Raw genomic sequence first — 14,388 nt, forward strand, 5'->3', positions numbered from 1 at the left:
GTGACTCCAGGGTCAGAAGGAGGAACGGGATGGGCTCAGACCATCGAGTCCCGCTTAAATTCCTGAGTCGAGAGCGTGTACGCCGGGTGAACGAGCCATGTCCGGCGGGCGTTCAGGTACGAGCGCCCTGGCGGAGTCAGCGGCGGAAGAACGCGACGCCGAGGTCAGGATGATCGACGAAGACGCCGTCGATGCCGGCATCCGCCAGCACCGCCCACTCCGCCTCGTAGTCGCCGAACGCCGCCTTGCCGCCCTCACCGCGGAACTCGGCGGCGAGGAACGAATTCTCCGGGCGCGCCGTCCAGGTGAACACCTTCATTCCCCTGGCGTGCGCATCCGAGACGATCGTGCTGCCCTTGGCCAGCAGCATCCGCTTGTTGACGCTGATGCCGTCGAACTTTCCGACCAGCGCGTCCAGCCCCTGCGGGGTGACCGTCGCCTTGTAGGTCGCGGCGGCCTTGCCGTGCGCGACGAGCTGATCGTACGGGCGACCGGATGCTTCGATCAGGTAGATGTACGAGGCGGGGACGCCCTCGGCCCGCAGCTGCGCGAGCACAGTCGACTCGAAAGCCTCGATGATCAGGGGAAGCTCGCCGTCGGCCCAGCCGGCCGACCGGAGGTCCCGGACGATCAGGGGCACCAGATCCAGACCGACGCTCGCGAAGTAGGTGGCGTGCTTGATCTCCAGCACGACGCCGATCTCGCGACCGTGTTCGGCAGAGCCTGCGCGCACGATGTCGAGCACGTCCGTCAGGCGCAGCACGCCCTGCCCTCCGTCGAACGTCGCGCTGGTCGTGCGCACGGTTGGAATCCGCTCCGTGGTGCGCAAAGTCGCGATCTCGTCCCAGGTGAAGTCCTCGGTGAACCAGCCAGTCAGCGCCTGCCCATCGACGCGCTTGGTCGTCTTGCGGTCGGCGAACTCGGGGTGGTGCGCCACGTCAGTGGTGCCGGAGATCTCGTTCTCATGACGAACGACCAGCACGCCGTCCTTCGTCGCGACGACGTCGGGTTCGACGGCATCCACCCCCATCGCGAGGGCGAGCTCATACGAGGACCTGCTGTGCTCCGGGCGATAGCCAGGGGCGCCGCGATGGCCGATGACGAGTGGAGACCTCCTGGGCATGCTCACAGCGTAGAACACACCCATACACGACAATGCGCGGGTATCGTTGAGGAAAGCGACCTTGAAACCCGTTCGGAGTGAGGCCCACCATGAGCAATTTCGCATTCAACAACCCAGCGTTCCAGAAGCAGGATCCGCGGAACGTCGCGACATACCCCGGTGCTGCCGGCGGCCAGAACGCGCAGACCGCATCGCTCGCGCACGCGGGCATGGACGCTGCCGCCAACGCACAGCTCGAAGGCATGTACGCCGCACCGCCGGCCGGCGCCATCGAGACTGACCGCATGAGCGTCGAGGACACCGTCTGGAAGACCGCGGGCCTGTTCGCGATCCTCCTCGTCACGGCCGTCGTCGGCTGGGTGTGGACTCTGGGCGGCGTCAGCGTCAACCCGACCGCAGGCGTATCGATGCTTCCGATGATCGTCGGCGCCCTCGGCGGCTTCGTGCTCGCCATGATCATCACCTTCACCTCCCGCAAGAAGGTGCGCCCAGCGCTGATCTTCGCGTATGCGGCGTTCGAGGGTGTGTTCGTCGGTGGCATCTCGGCGTTCTTCGAGCTCCTCTACCCCGGCATCGTCGTGCAGGCGACGCTCGCGACGGTCGCCGTCGTCGGTGTGACCCTGGCGCTCTTCGCGAGCGGCAAGATCCGCGCATCCGCGAAGATGACCAAGATCTTCATGATCGCCATGGTCGGCTACCTCGTCTTCTCCCTGCTGAACCTCGTGCTGATGTGGACCGGCATCAACGACAACGCATTCGGACTGCGCAGCGTCGAGATAATGGGCATTCCGCTCGGCCTGATCATCGGCGTGCTGGTCGTCTTCATGGCGGCGTACTCGCTGGTGCTCGACTTCGACCAGATCCAGCAGGGTGTGCGCAACGGCGCCCCTCGCGTGTACGGCTGGGTCGGCGGCTTCGGCATCATGGTCACGGTTGTCTGGCTCTACATCGAGATCCTGCGCATCATCGCGATCGCCCGCAGCAACTGATCACTCAGCTCCTGCCGAAAAGGCTCCTTCTCGTCTGAGAGGGGGCCTTTTCCCATATTCGCGACACGCGCGCAAGGGGGTGGTTTTTGTGCAGAGTGTGGAGCATAGTTGGCTCACCGCTACAGAAAGGGGATTTACACCATGGGTTTCCTCGCATTTCTTATCCTCGGATTGATCGCCGGAGCGATCGCAAAACTGATCCTGCCGGGTAAGCAGGGTGGCGGCTGGATCGTCACTCTGATTCTCGGTGTCGTCGGAGCAATCCTCGGCGGCTGGATCGGCGGAATGATCTTCGGCGTCGGTCTCAACGAGTTCTGGAGCCTGTCCACTTGGCTTCTCGCGATCGGTGGCGCGATCATCGTGCTGCTGATCTATGGTCTGATCGTCGGCCGTGGCAGCAAGGTCCGCGACTAGATCCGACTACTCGGAGGCTTTCGCCTCCAGAAGGGCCCGTTCCCTTTCGTTCCCCGCGAGTCTCGCGGCGGTGGCGAATTCGGAACGGGCCTCTTCTCTGCGTCCGAGGCGGAGCAGCATCTCGCCTCGGGTCGCCGGCAGCAGGTGGTATCCCTTCAGCGCATCGGACGCCGCGAGACGGTCGATGATGCGAAGAGCGGATGCCGGCCCGGTGGCCATCGCGACCGCCGCGGCCCGGTTCAGCTCGATGACGGGCGAAGGCGCGATGCGCCCCAGTGCCTCGTAGAGCACGACGATGCGGTCCCAGTCGGTGTCTTCGACGGATGCCGCGACCGCATGGCATTCCGCGATCGCCGCCTGCAGGCCATAGGCCGTGCGCCCGCCACCGAGGCGATCGGCGGCTGCCAGCGCGGCGCGGCCGCGGGAGATGCGGCTCCGATCCCACCGAGAACGATCCTGGTCCGCGAGCAGCACCGGTTCCCCTTTGGCGTCCACCCGGGCGGGGAAGCGTGCGGCGGTGAGCTCCATCAGTGCGAGCAGGCTGTGGGCGTCGCGCTGTTTCGGGACCAGAGCCGTGAGCACGCGGGTGAGACGGATGGCCTCCTCCCCGAGCTCAGGACGCATCCAGTCCGAACCGCTGCTCGCGGCGTGAGCCTCATTGAAGATCAGGTACAGCACCCCGAAGATCGCGCTCAACCGCTCCGCGTACTCCTCGCGCGGCGGCACCTCGAACGGCACGTTCGCGGCCGCCAGGGTCTTCTTCGCGCGCACGATGCGCTGCTGGATCGTCGCGACCGGAACCAGGAACGCTCGCGCGATCTGCTCGGTGCTGAGGCCGGCGACCACGCGCAGAGTCAGGGCGACGCGCGCCTCGCGCGAGAGCACGGGGTGGCAGGAGACGAAGACCAGCCGCAGCACATCGTCGTCGATCTCGTCGGGATCCCAGGGGTCGGCGTCCGCAGCATCCGCCTGCTCCCGCTCGAGGTCGTGCGCGATCACGGCGATCCTGTCGTCGAGCCGCTCCTGACGACGCCAGCCGTCGATCGCCTTGCGCTTCGCGACCGCTGTGAGCCAGGCGGCGGGGTTGCGTGGTACGCCCTCACCCGGCCACTGCTTCAGAGCGTCGATGAGCGCTTCCTGGGCGAGGTCTTCGGCATGGCCGAAATCGCCGACCATGCGGGTGAGAGTCGCGACGATCTTCGCCGATTCGATGCGCCAGACCGCGGCGACGGAGCGCTCCACGCTGTTCGTGGAGCGCTCCATCGCCGCGGCCGGCTGATCGGTCATGACTGCTGAGCGCGCTGAGCCTGCTCGTCGCGCCAGCCCTCTTCCTTCTGGATCCATTCGTTGTCGGCCGGGAAGTCGTCCATCTCAGTGACTCGACGTACCTCGAGGAACGCCCCAGGGCCGAGCGGTGCACGCTTCGCCCACTCCGCTGCCTCCTCGCGGGTGGAGACCTCGATGATCCAGAACCCGTTGAACAGCTCCTTCGTCTCGCCGTAGGGGCCGTCGGTGACGAGCGGCGCCTCTGCCGAGAAGTCGACGACGAAGCCTTCTGCGGCATCGGTGAGGCCCTCGCCTGCGAGTAGCACCCCGGCCTTCATCATGGACTCGTTGTACTTGCCCATCGCCTCGATGATCTGCTCGAACGGGATGTCCTTGTATGCGTCGACGCCCGAGTCGTCCGCGCGCATGATCAGCATGAACTTCATGATTCTCTCCTTGGTTCGGGGGATCGTTTTCGACCCTCTCACTAAGACGTCGAACGGGAAAGACCCGGATCGACATCTCGGGAGAAAAACTTCTGAATCAGCGGCGGGACGGTGCGGAGAGGACCTCGCGCACTGCGGCGGCGAATGCCTCGGTAGCGCGCTCGGCGCTCCATGCGGATGCCGCGACCGGCGCCTCGGCGACCAGACGGGCATACAGCTCATGGTCGGTCAGGACCGCCCGAAGCGCTTCGGCGAGAGCGGCCTCGTCGCCGTCCGGCACCAGGATCCCGCCTCCGCCGACCAGCAGGTCGCCCGGCCCGTAGCGCACGTCGTACGAGATCACTGGCACATCGTGCAGCAGCGCCTCGAGAATCGACAGCCCCTGGCCCTCGAACGCGGTGGATGTGACCACGACGGATGCACGATCGAGCACCCGGCCCGGAGCATCCGTGTGGCCGGCGAGCATGACCCGCGAGCCTGCACCGCGCTCGTCGATCAACGCCTGCAGTGCGTCGTGCTCCGCTCCCCCGCCCCAGATCTCCATGCGGGACCCAGGGACGTCGGCGGCGATGAACGCGCGGATCGAATGGTCGACGCGTTTGCCCGCCGCCAGGCGTCCGAGCACGACGACGAGCCCGGGTTCTCGCTCGAGCGTGGTTGCGGCGCGCCTTTCGGAATCGGGGGCAGCGTTCGGGATCACGACATGGCGAGCGGCGTCGCCGAAGCGGGCGACGACGTCATCACGCTGCGTCCCGGTCGGCCATGCCACGGCGTCGAAGCTGTCGGCCAGCGCGAACCAGCGCGTCCACAGGGCGTTCATGGCGGCATCCGGCGTGTACGGCGCCTCGAGATGCATGGTGTGGATCGTGTGGATGATGCGCACGCGGGGGTGATCCCAGTCGGCGATGAGCTCGCCCAACTGGCGTGACTCGCAGATCACGACGATCTGCTTGTCGGTGATGGCGGCCGTGATGTGTTGCAGCCATGCGGCATACAGCCCGCGGAATCCCGCCACCCCGCCGATTACCTGAGCCGTCGCGTCGTATACGAGCACCGGCTCATCCGTGAGGTGCCAGTCGGGGTCGCCCGGTATCACCGGCAACGCGGCGAAGGGGCGGTCCTCCGCATCCCGCAGCACGCGGTACTCGCGCTCCGGAAGGTTCGTCGACAGGTCGGCGGATGCCGCATCGCGCAGCCATGCGGCCGCGCCGCCGTCAGTATCCGCCGCCTCATCGAACAGGTTGCGCATGCGCGCAGGATCAGTGATCGCTCCGCGCCGCGCGAACGTCGATCGATGTGCGGCGTGGGCTGCGGCATCCGCTGGGTCGAAGGTGAGCAGCAGGGGCCCTTTGCCCTCGGCGACGCCGGCCTTCGCGAGCTGCGTGGCGCGCGACAGCGTCGCGATCGTGTAACCCCCGTCGAGGTCGGGGACCAGCCGGCTGGAGAGCACGATGTACTCCGCATCCGGCAGCACGGAATCTAGCGCGATTCCGCCCACGTCACTCCCATTCGATGGTTCCCGGGGGCTTGGACGTGACGTCCAGCACCACGCGGTTCACGTCGCGGACGCTGTTGGTGATCCGGTTCGAGATCTTCGACAGCACATCGTACGGAAGGCGGGTCCAGTCGGCCGTCATGGCGTCTTCGCTGGACACCGGGCGCAGCACGATCGGGTGGCCGTAGGTGCGGCCGTCGCCCTGCACGCCCACGGAGCGCACGTCGGCGAGCAGCACGACGGGGCACTGCCAGATCTCGCTGTCGAGACCGGCCTTGGTCAGCTCCTCGCGGGCGATGGCGTCGGCCTCGCGCAGAATCTCGAGACGGTCAGCGGTGACCTCACCCACGATGCGGATGCCGAGGCCTGGCCCCGGAAACGGCTGCCGTCCGACGATCGCCTCGGGAAGACCGAGGTCGCGTCCGATCTGGCGCACCTCGTCCTTGAACAGGGTGCGCAGCGGCTCGATGAGCTCGAAGTCGAGGTCTTCCGGCAGACCGCCGACGTTGTGGTGCGACTTGATGTTCGCGGTACCTGTACCACCGCCCGACTCGACCACGTCGGGGTAGAGCGTGCCCTGCACGAGGAACTTGATGGGCTCGCCCTCTGCCTTGGCCTCGGCGACCAGATCGAGCTGCACCTTCTCGAACGCGCGGATGAACTCACGGCCGATGATCTTGCGCTTCTGCTCCGGATCGCTGACGCCCTTCAGATGCCCGAGGAACGTGTCGGCGGCGTCCACCGTGATCAGGCGCACGCCGGTGGAAGCGACGTAATCCTGCTCGACCTGCTCGCGCTCGCCCTTGCGGAGGAGCCCGTGGTCGACGAAGACCGCCGTGAGCTGGTCGCCGATCGCCTTGTGCACGAGCGCGGTGGACACCGCGGAGTCGACACCGCCGGAGAGAGCGGAGATGACGCGGGCGGAGCCGACCTGCTCGCGGATGCGGGCGACCTGCTCCTCGATGACGTTGCCGCTGTTCCAGTCGGCGGCGAGACCTGCGGCCTTGTGCAGGAAGTTCTCGATGACCTCCTGGCCATGGTCGGAGTGCTTGACCTCCGGGTGCCACTGCACGCCGTAGAAGCCCTTCTCGGCGCTGCCGAAGGCTGCGACGGGCGTGTCGGCGGTGGAGGCGAGGACCTCGAAGCCCTCTGGCGCCTTGGCGACCTGGTCGCCGTGGCTCATCCACACGTTCTGGGTGTCCGGCTGTCCGCCGAGCAGCACGCCGCCGTCGCCGGAGAGCGCAGCATCCGTCGCCCCGTATTCGCGCAGGCCGGTGTTGGCGACCTCGCCGCCGAGAGCGCGGGCCATGACCTGGAAGCCGTAGCAGATGCCGAGAGTCGGGACGCCGAGGTCGAAGATGTCGCCGTCGAGCGCGGGGGCGCCCTCTTCGTAGACGGACGACGGCCCGCCGGAGAGGATGAGCGCGACCGGGTTCTTCTCGGCGATGTCTGCGGCGGTCACCGTGTGCGGCACGATCTCGCTGTAGACGCCGGCTTCGCGGACGCGACGGGCGATGAGCTGCGCGTACTGCGCGCCGAAGTCGACGACGAGGACGGGACGCTGTGCGGTGTCGGCGCTCATCGCGCTGCCTCCTGGTTTTCTGATGCTTCGGCGGCGAGTGCCGCCTCACGCGATGCGAGGTACGCCTTGACCTCGCGGGAGACCTTGGCCTCCATGATGAACGAGAGCGCGGGGATGACGCCGCCGAGCGCGAGCGTGATGAAGCGGCTGAACGGCCACCGCATCAGGCTCCACAGGCGGAAGACGGAGAAGAGGTACACGACGTAGAACCAGCCGTGCGCCACGAGGATGAACAGTGACAGGTTCACGCCGTCGCCAGCGGAGACGAGGTCGCAGCCCATACCGCCAGGCACGAACAGTGAGAACCACTGACATCCGTCGCCGACGATGACCGGCGCGAACCAGAGGAGGCCGCCAGAGCCGCCGGCGAACAGTTCGACGTGGATGGGGCTGTACTTCAGGATCATCTCGATCAGCAGCAGAAGCAGCATGACACCGGTGATGATCGACGCGATCTGATAGAACTTCAGCGCCCCACGGATCTTCGGGAAGGAGGCGGCTTTCGGCTCTGGCATGCGTTCAAGTCTACCCGGGGTCACGCAGGGGTTCCGGCGCCCCCGATCGAGCAGGAATCAAGAAGCGCGACGGGTGATGCGCTCGTAGCGTGGAGCACATGAACGCCATCGACAGCATCACACTCGAAGTCGCCGACCTCTCAGCCGCCGAAGCCTTCTGCGCGCAGGCATTCTCGCTCGGAGACCGGCTCCGACTTCGCGAATCGGATGCCGCGACCTCCGGGTTCCGCGGATACACGCTCTCACTCATCGTGTCGCAGCCCGCGAACGCACAGCTGCTGCTCGACGACGCCATCGCCGCGGGAGCCACCGAGATCAAGCCCGCAGCGAAGTCGCTGTGGGGCTTCGGCGGCGCGGTCCAGGCACCGGACGGCGCGGTGTGGAACATCGCCACCTCGTCGAAGAAGGACACCGCGCCTGCGAGCCGCACGATCGACAGCGTCGTGCTGCTGCTCGGTGTCGACGATGTCAAGGCGAGCAAAGCGTTCTACGTGGAGCGGGGCATCCCCGTCGGCAAGAGCTTCGGCAGCTACGTCGACTTCAAAGTGTCAGAAGGGTCGATCGGCCTGGGCCTGTACAAGCGCGCAGCGCTGGCCAAGTCGGTCGCCGTGTCTCCCGAGGGATCCGGGTCGCACCGCATCCTGATCCAGGGCGCGCTGGGCGAGGTCACGGACCCCGATGGCTTCTCGTGGGAGCCGGCCTCCTGATTCGTGCCTCAGGGCGGGCCGGGCCGCTGCGCGCGCCGGGAGGTGTCGCCATTTGCCGCATCCGAAGACTCGGTGCGGCACGAAGCGACACCTCCCGAGTGCAGGGCTCGGGCCTCGAACGACGAGGTGTCGCCATTGGCCGCATCCGAAGCCTCGGTGCGGCACGAAGCGACACCTCCCGAGCGGTCGCCGGGAGCCGGCTGCCTGATTAGCCCTCCGCACACGACGGAGGCCGCCGGGATCACTCCCAGCGGCCTCTGTGCATCAGCGGTTCAGTGTCAGAACCAGCCGGTGATGAGGTCCCACAGCCAGTCGAGGATGTCGCGGATGACGCCCCCGCCGCCGCCCTTGTTGACCGTGACCGTGCCGGTGGCCTGGTCGCCGTCCTCCTGAGCGACGATGACCGTGTATTTGCCGGCATCCGTCTTCTTGGGAACCGTGACCGAGCTGCTGAAGGTGCCGTCGTCGTTCACGACCGCGGTGCCGAGCTCGACGACCTTGCCCTTCTTCGACTCGAGCGAGATCGCGACGGTCTCACCGGGCTCGAAGTCCGCACCGGTGACGGTGAGCTTCTTGCCAGCGCTGACCGTCTTGGCCGCGACCTCGATGGTGCCGGCGAACTCGCCGCCGCCGTCTTCGCCGGTGATCGTGAACGGCACCTGCACGCTCGTGCCGTCCGCAGTGGCGACCGTGAGCTGCTCGCCGGTGACGCCATCCGGAACGGTGAACGTCAGGCTCGCCCGCCCTGCCTCATCCGTGGTGTTCACGATCGTCGGGTCGACGGCACCCGTGGCGAGAACCGTGTCTCCGAGCGAGACGCTGACCTCGGCCGGAACGGGGTCTCCCCCGCTGAACGCCAGTGACGACAGGTCAATCGTGACCTGATCGCCGGCGCTGTAGCCATCGGCATCCGCAGTGCTGAGCGTCACGCCGACCGCGCGCTGGGCGAGGTCGGGCGAAGCCGTGCCGTTGGCGTCGAACCAGTCGACCATCGACTGCAGGTCGATCTTGCCGGTGTCGGCTTTGCCCGTTCCCTCGGCGAAGGTGAAGAAGTTGTCTCCACCGGCCGCGAGGAACGAGTTCGCCGCGACGACGTACGAGGCCGCAGGATCGATCGGCTCACCGTTCAGGGTGATCGAGGTGATCCGCTCCCCTGCCGTCGCCGTCGGGTCGTACGTGTACTGCAGGCCCTCCGAGACGCCGAGCTTCAGGAACGGACGGCTCGAACCCGCCGGCTGCCACTGCTCCTCCAGCACGCCCTTCAGCTGGGCGCCGGTGAGGTTCAGTGTGACCAGCGTGTTGGCGAACGGCTGCACCGTCGCCGCCTCGCGGAACGTGACGTTGCCGTCGGCGTCCTGCTCGCCCGTGCCCGCGTACGTCAGGTTCGCCCTGATGCCGCCGGGGTTCATGATCGCGATGTCCGCGCCCGTCGCCCACTGGTGCACGTCTGCGACGAAGTTGCCAATGGTCGATTCACCACCGCGGTTCTCCGCTCCGTCGCTCTGACGAGCACGGTTGAAGTCTCCGGTGATCGCACCGACCGACTCCGCACCGAGGATGTCGGCCTCGGCCTTGGCCGCGTCGACGATCGCCTGCACGTCGCCGTCGGCGTCGTACAGCGGCGTTCCGTTGTCGGTGAGCGGCTTGATCTCGTTCGTGATCGAGAGCAGCTCCTTCGTCTCCGGATCGACCTGCAGGTTCATCAGGCCGAAGTTCTCGCCGTACTGACCCGCCGAGACGACCGGACGGCCGTCGATGACGTGGTTGTACGCGAGGTGGGTGTGCGCCGAGACGATCGCGCTGACGCTGTCATCGACACCGGCGACGATCTCGCCGAGCGCCGAGTCCGGCGTGATGCTCGCGACATCCGTCGACGTGGCGCCCTCGTGGACGAGGAGGACCAGCACATCGGCCTCGCCGTTGGCGTCGTCACCGTCGGTGAGATCGTCGGCGACGGCGTTGACCGAGTCGACGATGCCGCGCACCTCGAGATCGGCGATGCCCTCCGGCGAGACGAGCGAGTCGAGCTCTTCCGTCACGGCGCCGATGAAGCCGACCCGCACGCCGTCGAGCTCCTTGACCCATGCGGGCGCGAGTGCGGTCTCACCGGTCTCGGTGAGGAACACGTTCGAGGAGATGTACTCCCAGTCCGCACGATCCTGCACACGGTCGCGCAGGTCTTCCCAGCCCTGATCGAACTCGTGGTTGCCCGCCGCGCTCACATCGAGTCCGGCCGCGTTGAGCGCGTCGATCGTGGGGTTGTCGTCGTTGATGAACGACGTGAACGTGGACGCTCCGATGAGGTCACCGGCAGCCGCGAACACCGTGTTCGGGTTCGCGTCGCGCACCGACTGCACCGCACCGGCGAGAACCGCTGCACCTGCCGCGGCGCCATCCGCCTCGATCCGACCGTGGAAGTCGTTGATCGTGACGATGTCGATGTTCACCGGCGGGATCTCGCTGGAGATGCCGACGATCACCGGGTCGTGGTCGCTGGAGCGGAACGGCGTGCCCGCCTCAGCCGCGCCGAATTCGTAGCCGCGGTCACTCCACTCGGCGGAGTTGATCCCCCACACACCAGTGCCGGTGACCGACTCGGCGAGCGAAGGCGATGCGATCGCGTGGTCGAGCGAGCCGAGTTCGCCGTCGAACGTGTACGTGTACTGGCCCGCGGCCTTCGCGGGCACGAGGTCGGTCCAGCCGGCCTGCGCGAACACGTCGATCGGGTCTTCCTGGCCGTAGGCGTTGAAGTCGCCGAGCAGCAGGACGTCTTCGCTGCCGCTGGTCTCGGTCAGCGTCTCGGTGAATCCGAGCAGCGACTGCGCCTGCGCGACGCGGTCGGCATTGAACTGACCCTGGCCGTCGGCAGGCTCATCGCCGTCGCCCGACTTCGACTTGAAGTGGTTCGCCACGACCGAAACGGTCTTGCCGTCGAGATCGAAGGTCTGCGCAATCGGCTCGCGGGCGTTGCCCCACACGGTCTCATCGACCACTGTGGCACTGTCGCCGACGGGAGTCGCGGCATCCTTCTTGTAGATGATCGCGTTCGTGATCACATCGGTGTCTGTGCTCAGCAGCGCCTCCGGCGTCGGGACGAAGTCCCAGACATCCGAGCCGGCGTCCGCGTTGAGTCCGTCGACCAGGTCGGCGACGGCCGTGTCGACCGGCTTTCCGAAGTGGATCGAGTTCTCGATCTCCATGAGCGCGACGACATCGGCATCGAGGTCGTTGATCGCCGTGACGATCTTCGACTTCTGCGTGGCGAACAGCTCTGCAGTCTTGGCGCCGCGTGCGTCGGGGTCTTCGCTCTGCAGTGTCGTGAAGTAGTTGAAGACGTTGAACGCGCCGACCTGCACGTCGCCGCCGACCTCGGGGGGCGTGTCGCTGCGCGGGTTCTCGGTCGTGAACGTCGCCTTGTAGGCCGCGTCGCTCGCATCATCGATCGCGATGACCGGCTGCAGGCGCCAGTCGTCGAAGCCGTACTGCAGCACGTAACCGGTATCGGCGAAGTCGACGACGTCGCCGTTTCGCACCGGGGTGTCGGTCCTGAAGTACGGCTGCTCGCCCGTGTGAGCACCGCTGGTCACCTGCGAGTTCCAGCCGTCGTCGAGCAGGATGCGCTCTGCGCGGTTCGCGGCCGCGATGGCATCGGCATCCGCACCGGGACGCGTCGTCTCGGTGCTCTTGACGTTGAGCTCGCCGGGGTTCAGCCACAGCGTTCCGAAGTTGTACAGCTGGTGACTCGATGCCAGGCGATAGGTGCCGGCGGGTGCCACAAGCATGTTCTCGTAGGTCTCGCGGTCGGCGCCGATCACCGTCTCCGGCAGCGGAGTCGCCGCGGGAACGCCGACTCCGGCGGTGACGACGGAGACGTCTTCGACGGCCGCGGGAGAGATCTGCGTCTGGCCGAAGTACTCAGAGACCGTGCCGGTGACCGAGACGAGGTCGCCGATCGCCAGCGTCGGAGCGAGAGCGTTCAGGAAGACGAAGACGCCGTCGGATGCGCCGGGAGTGGCGTCCGCATCGCCGCCGCTGCCGGCCGTCTGGATCGAGATGCCCTTGTAGCCGCCCACGCGGTAGTCGCCGGTGACGATGCCCTCGACAGTGACGGCCTGGCCGTCGAGCGGAGAGACATCGGTCGTGCCCTGCACATCGGCGATCGACGCCGTGGTGGGGTCGACCGGGTCCGTGGGGTCGGTGGGATCGGTCGGGTCGGTGGGATCCGTCTGGCCTGTGCCCTGCGGCGTGATCGTCGCCGAGAGCGTGAAGTCCGCGCTGTTGTCGTCGGTGTCGACGCCGCCCGTGCGGTTCAGCGACTTGACGTCGGTGTTGCCCGCCGGCGGCGTCGCCGCGGCGGTCTCGAACGTGTTCGACGTGCCATAGCCGAGAAGGTCGACGACACCCTCTGCGACGGTGACCGAACCGGGGGTCAGGTTCACGGCCGCCGTGCCCTCGACGAGGGCGAGCGTGCCGTTAGTTCCGCTCGGAGTCAGTGTGGTGACGGCGTCCGGGGTCGGCAGCGCAGCGCCGTTGGTGCCGTTGCTGTTGCCCTGTACCAGGTAGTAGCCGCCGGCCGGGATCACACCGGTGAGCGGCGCGACGCCGTTGAAGTTCGCCGTTCCCGTCGCCGAGCGGTACTGCAGCGACATGCCGTCGAGGGTGATGTCGGCTGCGGTCGGGTTGTAGAGCTCGACGAACTTGTTCGTGAACGCGGCGCCCGCGCTTCCGCCGGACAGGTACGCCTCGTTGATGACGACGCCAGTGCCTGCTGTGTCTGCGAAAGCGGGCGTGACGACCAGGGAGCCCGCGCCGAGGGCGAAGACGCAGGTCGCGGCAAGGACGCCGACGCGGCCCCTGCCTGTGCGGTGAGAGGCGGGAACTGTGAGGTTCCTGCCATCAGGGGCTGACATCATCGGTGCTGTCTCCTCGGTCTGATCGAACGACAGCTCTCGTGAAACCGTCGTCGTGGTGCTCACAGCGCACTCACATGTTGAGGAGCTTAGACAGCAGAACCGACATCCTCAATGGTGTTCACCGATTGCTAACCAGAGCGCCATACGACGCAGGACGATGGTCAAGCCGACGCAGAATCCTCGAATGCCTCGACCTCGAGTTCCCAGCGGTCCTTCGCCAGGCGATACCAGATGTAGAACGCGAAGCCGGCGAACACCGCCCACTCGATCGCGTAGAAGATGTTCAGCCAGTTGACCGTGCCCAACTCGTCCGGGGCGGGCGAGACGATGTCGACGAGACCCGCCGGCGCGTCGACGGAGGCGAGGTACGGGCGGTAGACCGACAGCTCCTCGACATCGTGCCATTGGCCCAGCAGCATGGCGGGTGACATCTTGTTCATCGCGAACGGGTCTTCGGCCGGTGGCAGACTCGGGCCCTCATCGGAGATCACGCGGCCGGTGATCGTCGCCTCGGTACCTGCCGCGTCATTCTCCAGAGCGGATGCCGCGGCATCCGCCGACTCTCGATCCGCAGCCCATCCGACTGCGACCGCGATCGAGGCGGCATCGTCGACGCGGAGCTGCCCGGTCACCCAGTAGCCCTCGGCGCCGTCGTTGAAGCGGGAGGACACGATCAGGAAGTCTCCCGCGACCCAGCTGCCCTCGGTCTCGACGCGCTGTCCGACGTAGGGCTCGGGCAGGTACTGGCCGGGTTCGACGACGTCGGCGAGCGGCCGCACCTCTTCGGTGATCCCGACTGGCGTGGGCTCGGTGTCGATCGCGCGTTCGAGCTGCCACTGCCCGAGGAAGGCGAAGACACCGGCGACGACGAGGGCCAGCAGCAGCACGCCGATCCAGCGCGGGCGCAGCATGACCTCGCGAAGAGTCGGCGGGAACTC

General features: G+C 67.0%; 11 protein-coding genes. 3 read left to right on the plus strand and 8 right to left on the minus strand.

The window, feature by feature from the left end; genetic code table 11:
* Positions 1 to 136: 136 nt before the first annotated feature.
* Positions 137 to 1,123 (minus strand): glycerophosphodiester phosphodiesterase family protein, encoded by a 987-nt coding sequence (locus IEV67_RS08535; RefSeq protein ID WP_188436148.1) that lies wholly within the window; start codon positions 1,121 to 1,123, stop codon positions 137 to 139.
* Positions 1,124 to 1,212: 89 nt separating this feature from the next.
* On the opposite strand from IEV67_RS08535, the gene IEV67_RS08540 reads away from it, so the two are divergent.
* On the plus strand, positions 1,213 to 2,112 hold the full coding sequence (locus IEV67_RS08540) for a Bax inhibitor-1/YccA family protein (protein WP_188436149.1): 900 nt from the start codon (positions 1,213 to 1,215) through the stop codon (positions 2,110 to 2,112).
* Between the two features lie 141 nt (positions 2,113 to 2,253).
* Positions 2,254 to 2,526, plus strand: a complete 273-nt coding sequence (locus IEV67_RS08545; protein ID WP_188436150.1) for a GlsB/YeaQ/YmgE family stress response membrane protein — start codon at positions 2,254 to 2,256, stop codon at positions 2,524 to 2,526.
* Between the two features lie 6 nt (positions 2,527 to 2,532).
* On the opposite strand, the gene IEV67_RS08550 is transcribed toward IEV67_RS08545, so the two are convergent.
* From IEV67_RS08550 to IEV67_RS08570, 5 genes are all read right to left on the minus strand, one after another.
* Complete coding sequence (locus tag IEV67_RS08550; protein WP_188436151.1) at positions 2,533 to 3,813, minus strand: RNA polymerase sigma factor; 1,281 nt, start codon at positions 3,811 to 3,813, stop codon at positions 2,533 to 2,535.
* The gene (locus tag IEV67_RS08555) at positions 3,810 to 4,238 is read right to left on the minus strand and encodes a YciI family protein (protein ID WP_188436152.1); all 429 of its coding nucleotides are present in this window, start codon (positions 4,236 to 4,238) and stop codon (positions 3,810 to 3,812) included. The genes IEV67_RS08550 and IEV67_RS08555 overlap by 4 nt, the downstream gene beginning before the upstream one ends.
* A gap of 97 nt (positions 4,239 to 4,335) precedes the next feature.
* A complete protein-coding gene (locus IEV67_RS08560) occupies positions 4,336 to 5,736 on the minus strand; it encodes a glycosyltransferase (RefSeq protein ID WP_229702919.1) in 1,401 nt (466 codons plus the stop codon).
* Between the two features lies 1 nt (position 5,737).
* Complete coding sequence (gene guaA, locus IEV67_RS08565; protein WP_188436153.1) at positions 5,738 to 7,315, minus strand: glutamine-hydrolyzing GMP synthase; 1,578 nt, start codon at positions 7,313 to 7,315, stop codon at positions 5,738 to 5,740.
* The gene (locus IEV67_RS08570) at positions 7,312 to 7,830 is read right to left on the minus strand and encodes a DUF3817 domain-containing protein (RefSeq protein ID WP_188436154.1); all 519 of its coding nucleotides are present in this window, start codon (positions 7,828 to 7,830) and stop codon (positions 7,312 to 7,314) included. The genes guaA and IEV67_RS08570 overlap by 4 nt, the downstream gene beginning before the upstream one ends.
* Positions 7,831 to 7,928: 98 nt before the next feature.
* Between IEV67_RS08570 and IEV67_RS08575 the strand changes: the two genes are divergently transcribed.
* Positions 7,929 to 8,537: a VOC family protein gene (locus IEV67_RS08575; protein WP_188436155.1), complete on the plus strand. Its 609-nt coding sequence runs from the start codon at positions 7,929 to 7,931 to the stop codon at positions 8,535 to 8,537.
* A 278-nt stretch (positions 8,538 to 8,815) separates the two neighbouring features.
* Here the strand turns inward: IEV67_RS08575 and IEV67_RS08580 are convergent, their stop codons facing one another.
* Positions 8,816 to 13,513, minus strand: a complete 4,698-nt coding sequence (locus IEV67_RS08580; RefSeq protein ID WP_229702921.1) for an ExeM/NucH family extracellular endonuclease — start codon at positions 13,511 to 13,513, stop codon at positions 8,816 to 8,818.
* A 98-nt stretch (positions 13,514 to 13,611) separates the two neighbouring features.
* Complete coding sequence (locus IEV67_RS08585; protein ID WP_188436346.1) at positions 13,612 to 14,361, minus strand: SURF1 family protein; 750 nt, start codon at positions 14,359 to 14,361, stop codon at positions 13,612 to 13,614.
* Between the last annotated feature and the right edge of the window lie 27 nt (positions 14,362 to 14,388).

Origin of the sequence: Microbacterium murale (assembly GCF_014635185.1) — a bacterium.
Lineage (GTDB): Bacteria > Actinomycetota > Actinomycetes > Actinomycetales > Microbacteriaceae > Microbacterium > Microbacterium murale.

Coding starts and splice junctions, on each gene's coding strand:
- IEV67_RS08535 (WP_188436148.1), bottom strand. CDS start 1,123: ATGCCCAGGAGGTCTCCACTCGTCATCGGCCATCGCGGCGCCCCTGGC.
- IEV67_RS08540 (WP_188436149.1), top strand. CDS start 1,213: ATGAGCAATTTCGCATTCAACAACCCAGCGTTCCAGAAGCAGGATCCG.
- IEV67_RS08545 (WP_188436150.1), top strand. CDS start 2,254: ATGGGTTTCCTCGCATTTCTTATCCTCGGATTGATCGCCGGAGCGATC.
- IEV67_RS08550 (WP_188436151.1), bottom strand. CDS start 3,813: ATGACCGATCAGCCGGCCGCGGCGATGGAGCGCTCCACGAACAGCGTG.
- IEV67_RS08555 (WP_188436152.1), bottom strand. CDS start 4,238: ATGAAGTTCATGCTGATCATGCGCGCGGACGACTCGGGCGTCGACGCA.
- guaA (WP_188436153.1), bottom strand. CDS start 7,315: ATGAGCGCCGACACCGCACAGCGTCCCGTCCTCGTCGTCGACTTCGGC.
- IEV67_RS08570 (WP_188436154.1), bottom strand. CDS start 7,830: ATGCCAGAGCCGAAAGCCGCCTCCTTCCCGAAGATCCGTGGGGCGCTG.
- IEV67_RS08575 (WP_188436155.1), top strand. CDS start 7,929: ATGAACGCCATCGACAGCATCACACTCGAAGTCGCCGACCTCTCAGCC.
- IEV67_RS08585 (WP_188436346.1), bottom strand. CDS start 14,361: ATGCTGCGCCCGCGCTGGATCGGCGTGCTGCTGCTGGCCCTCGTCGTC.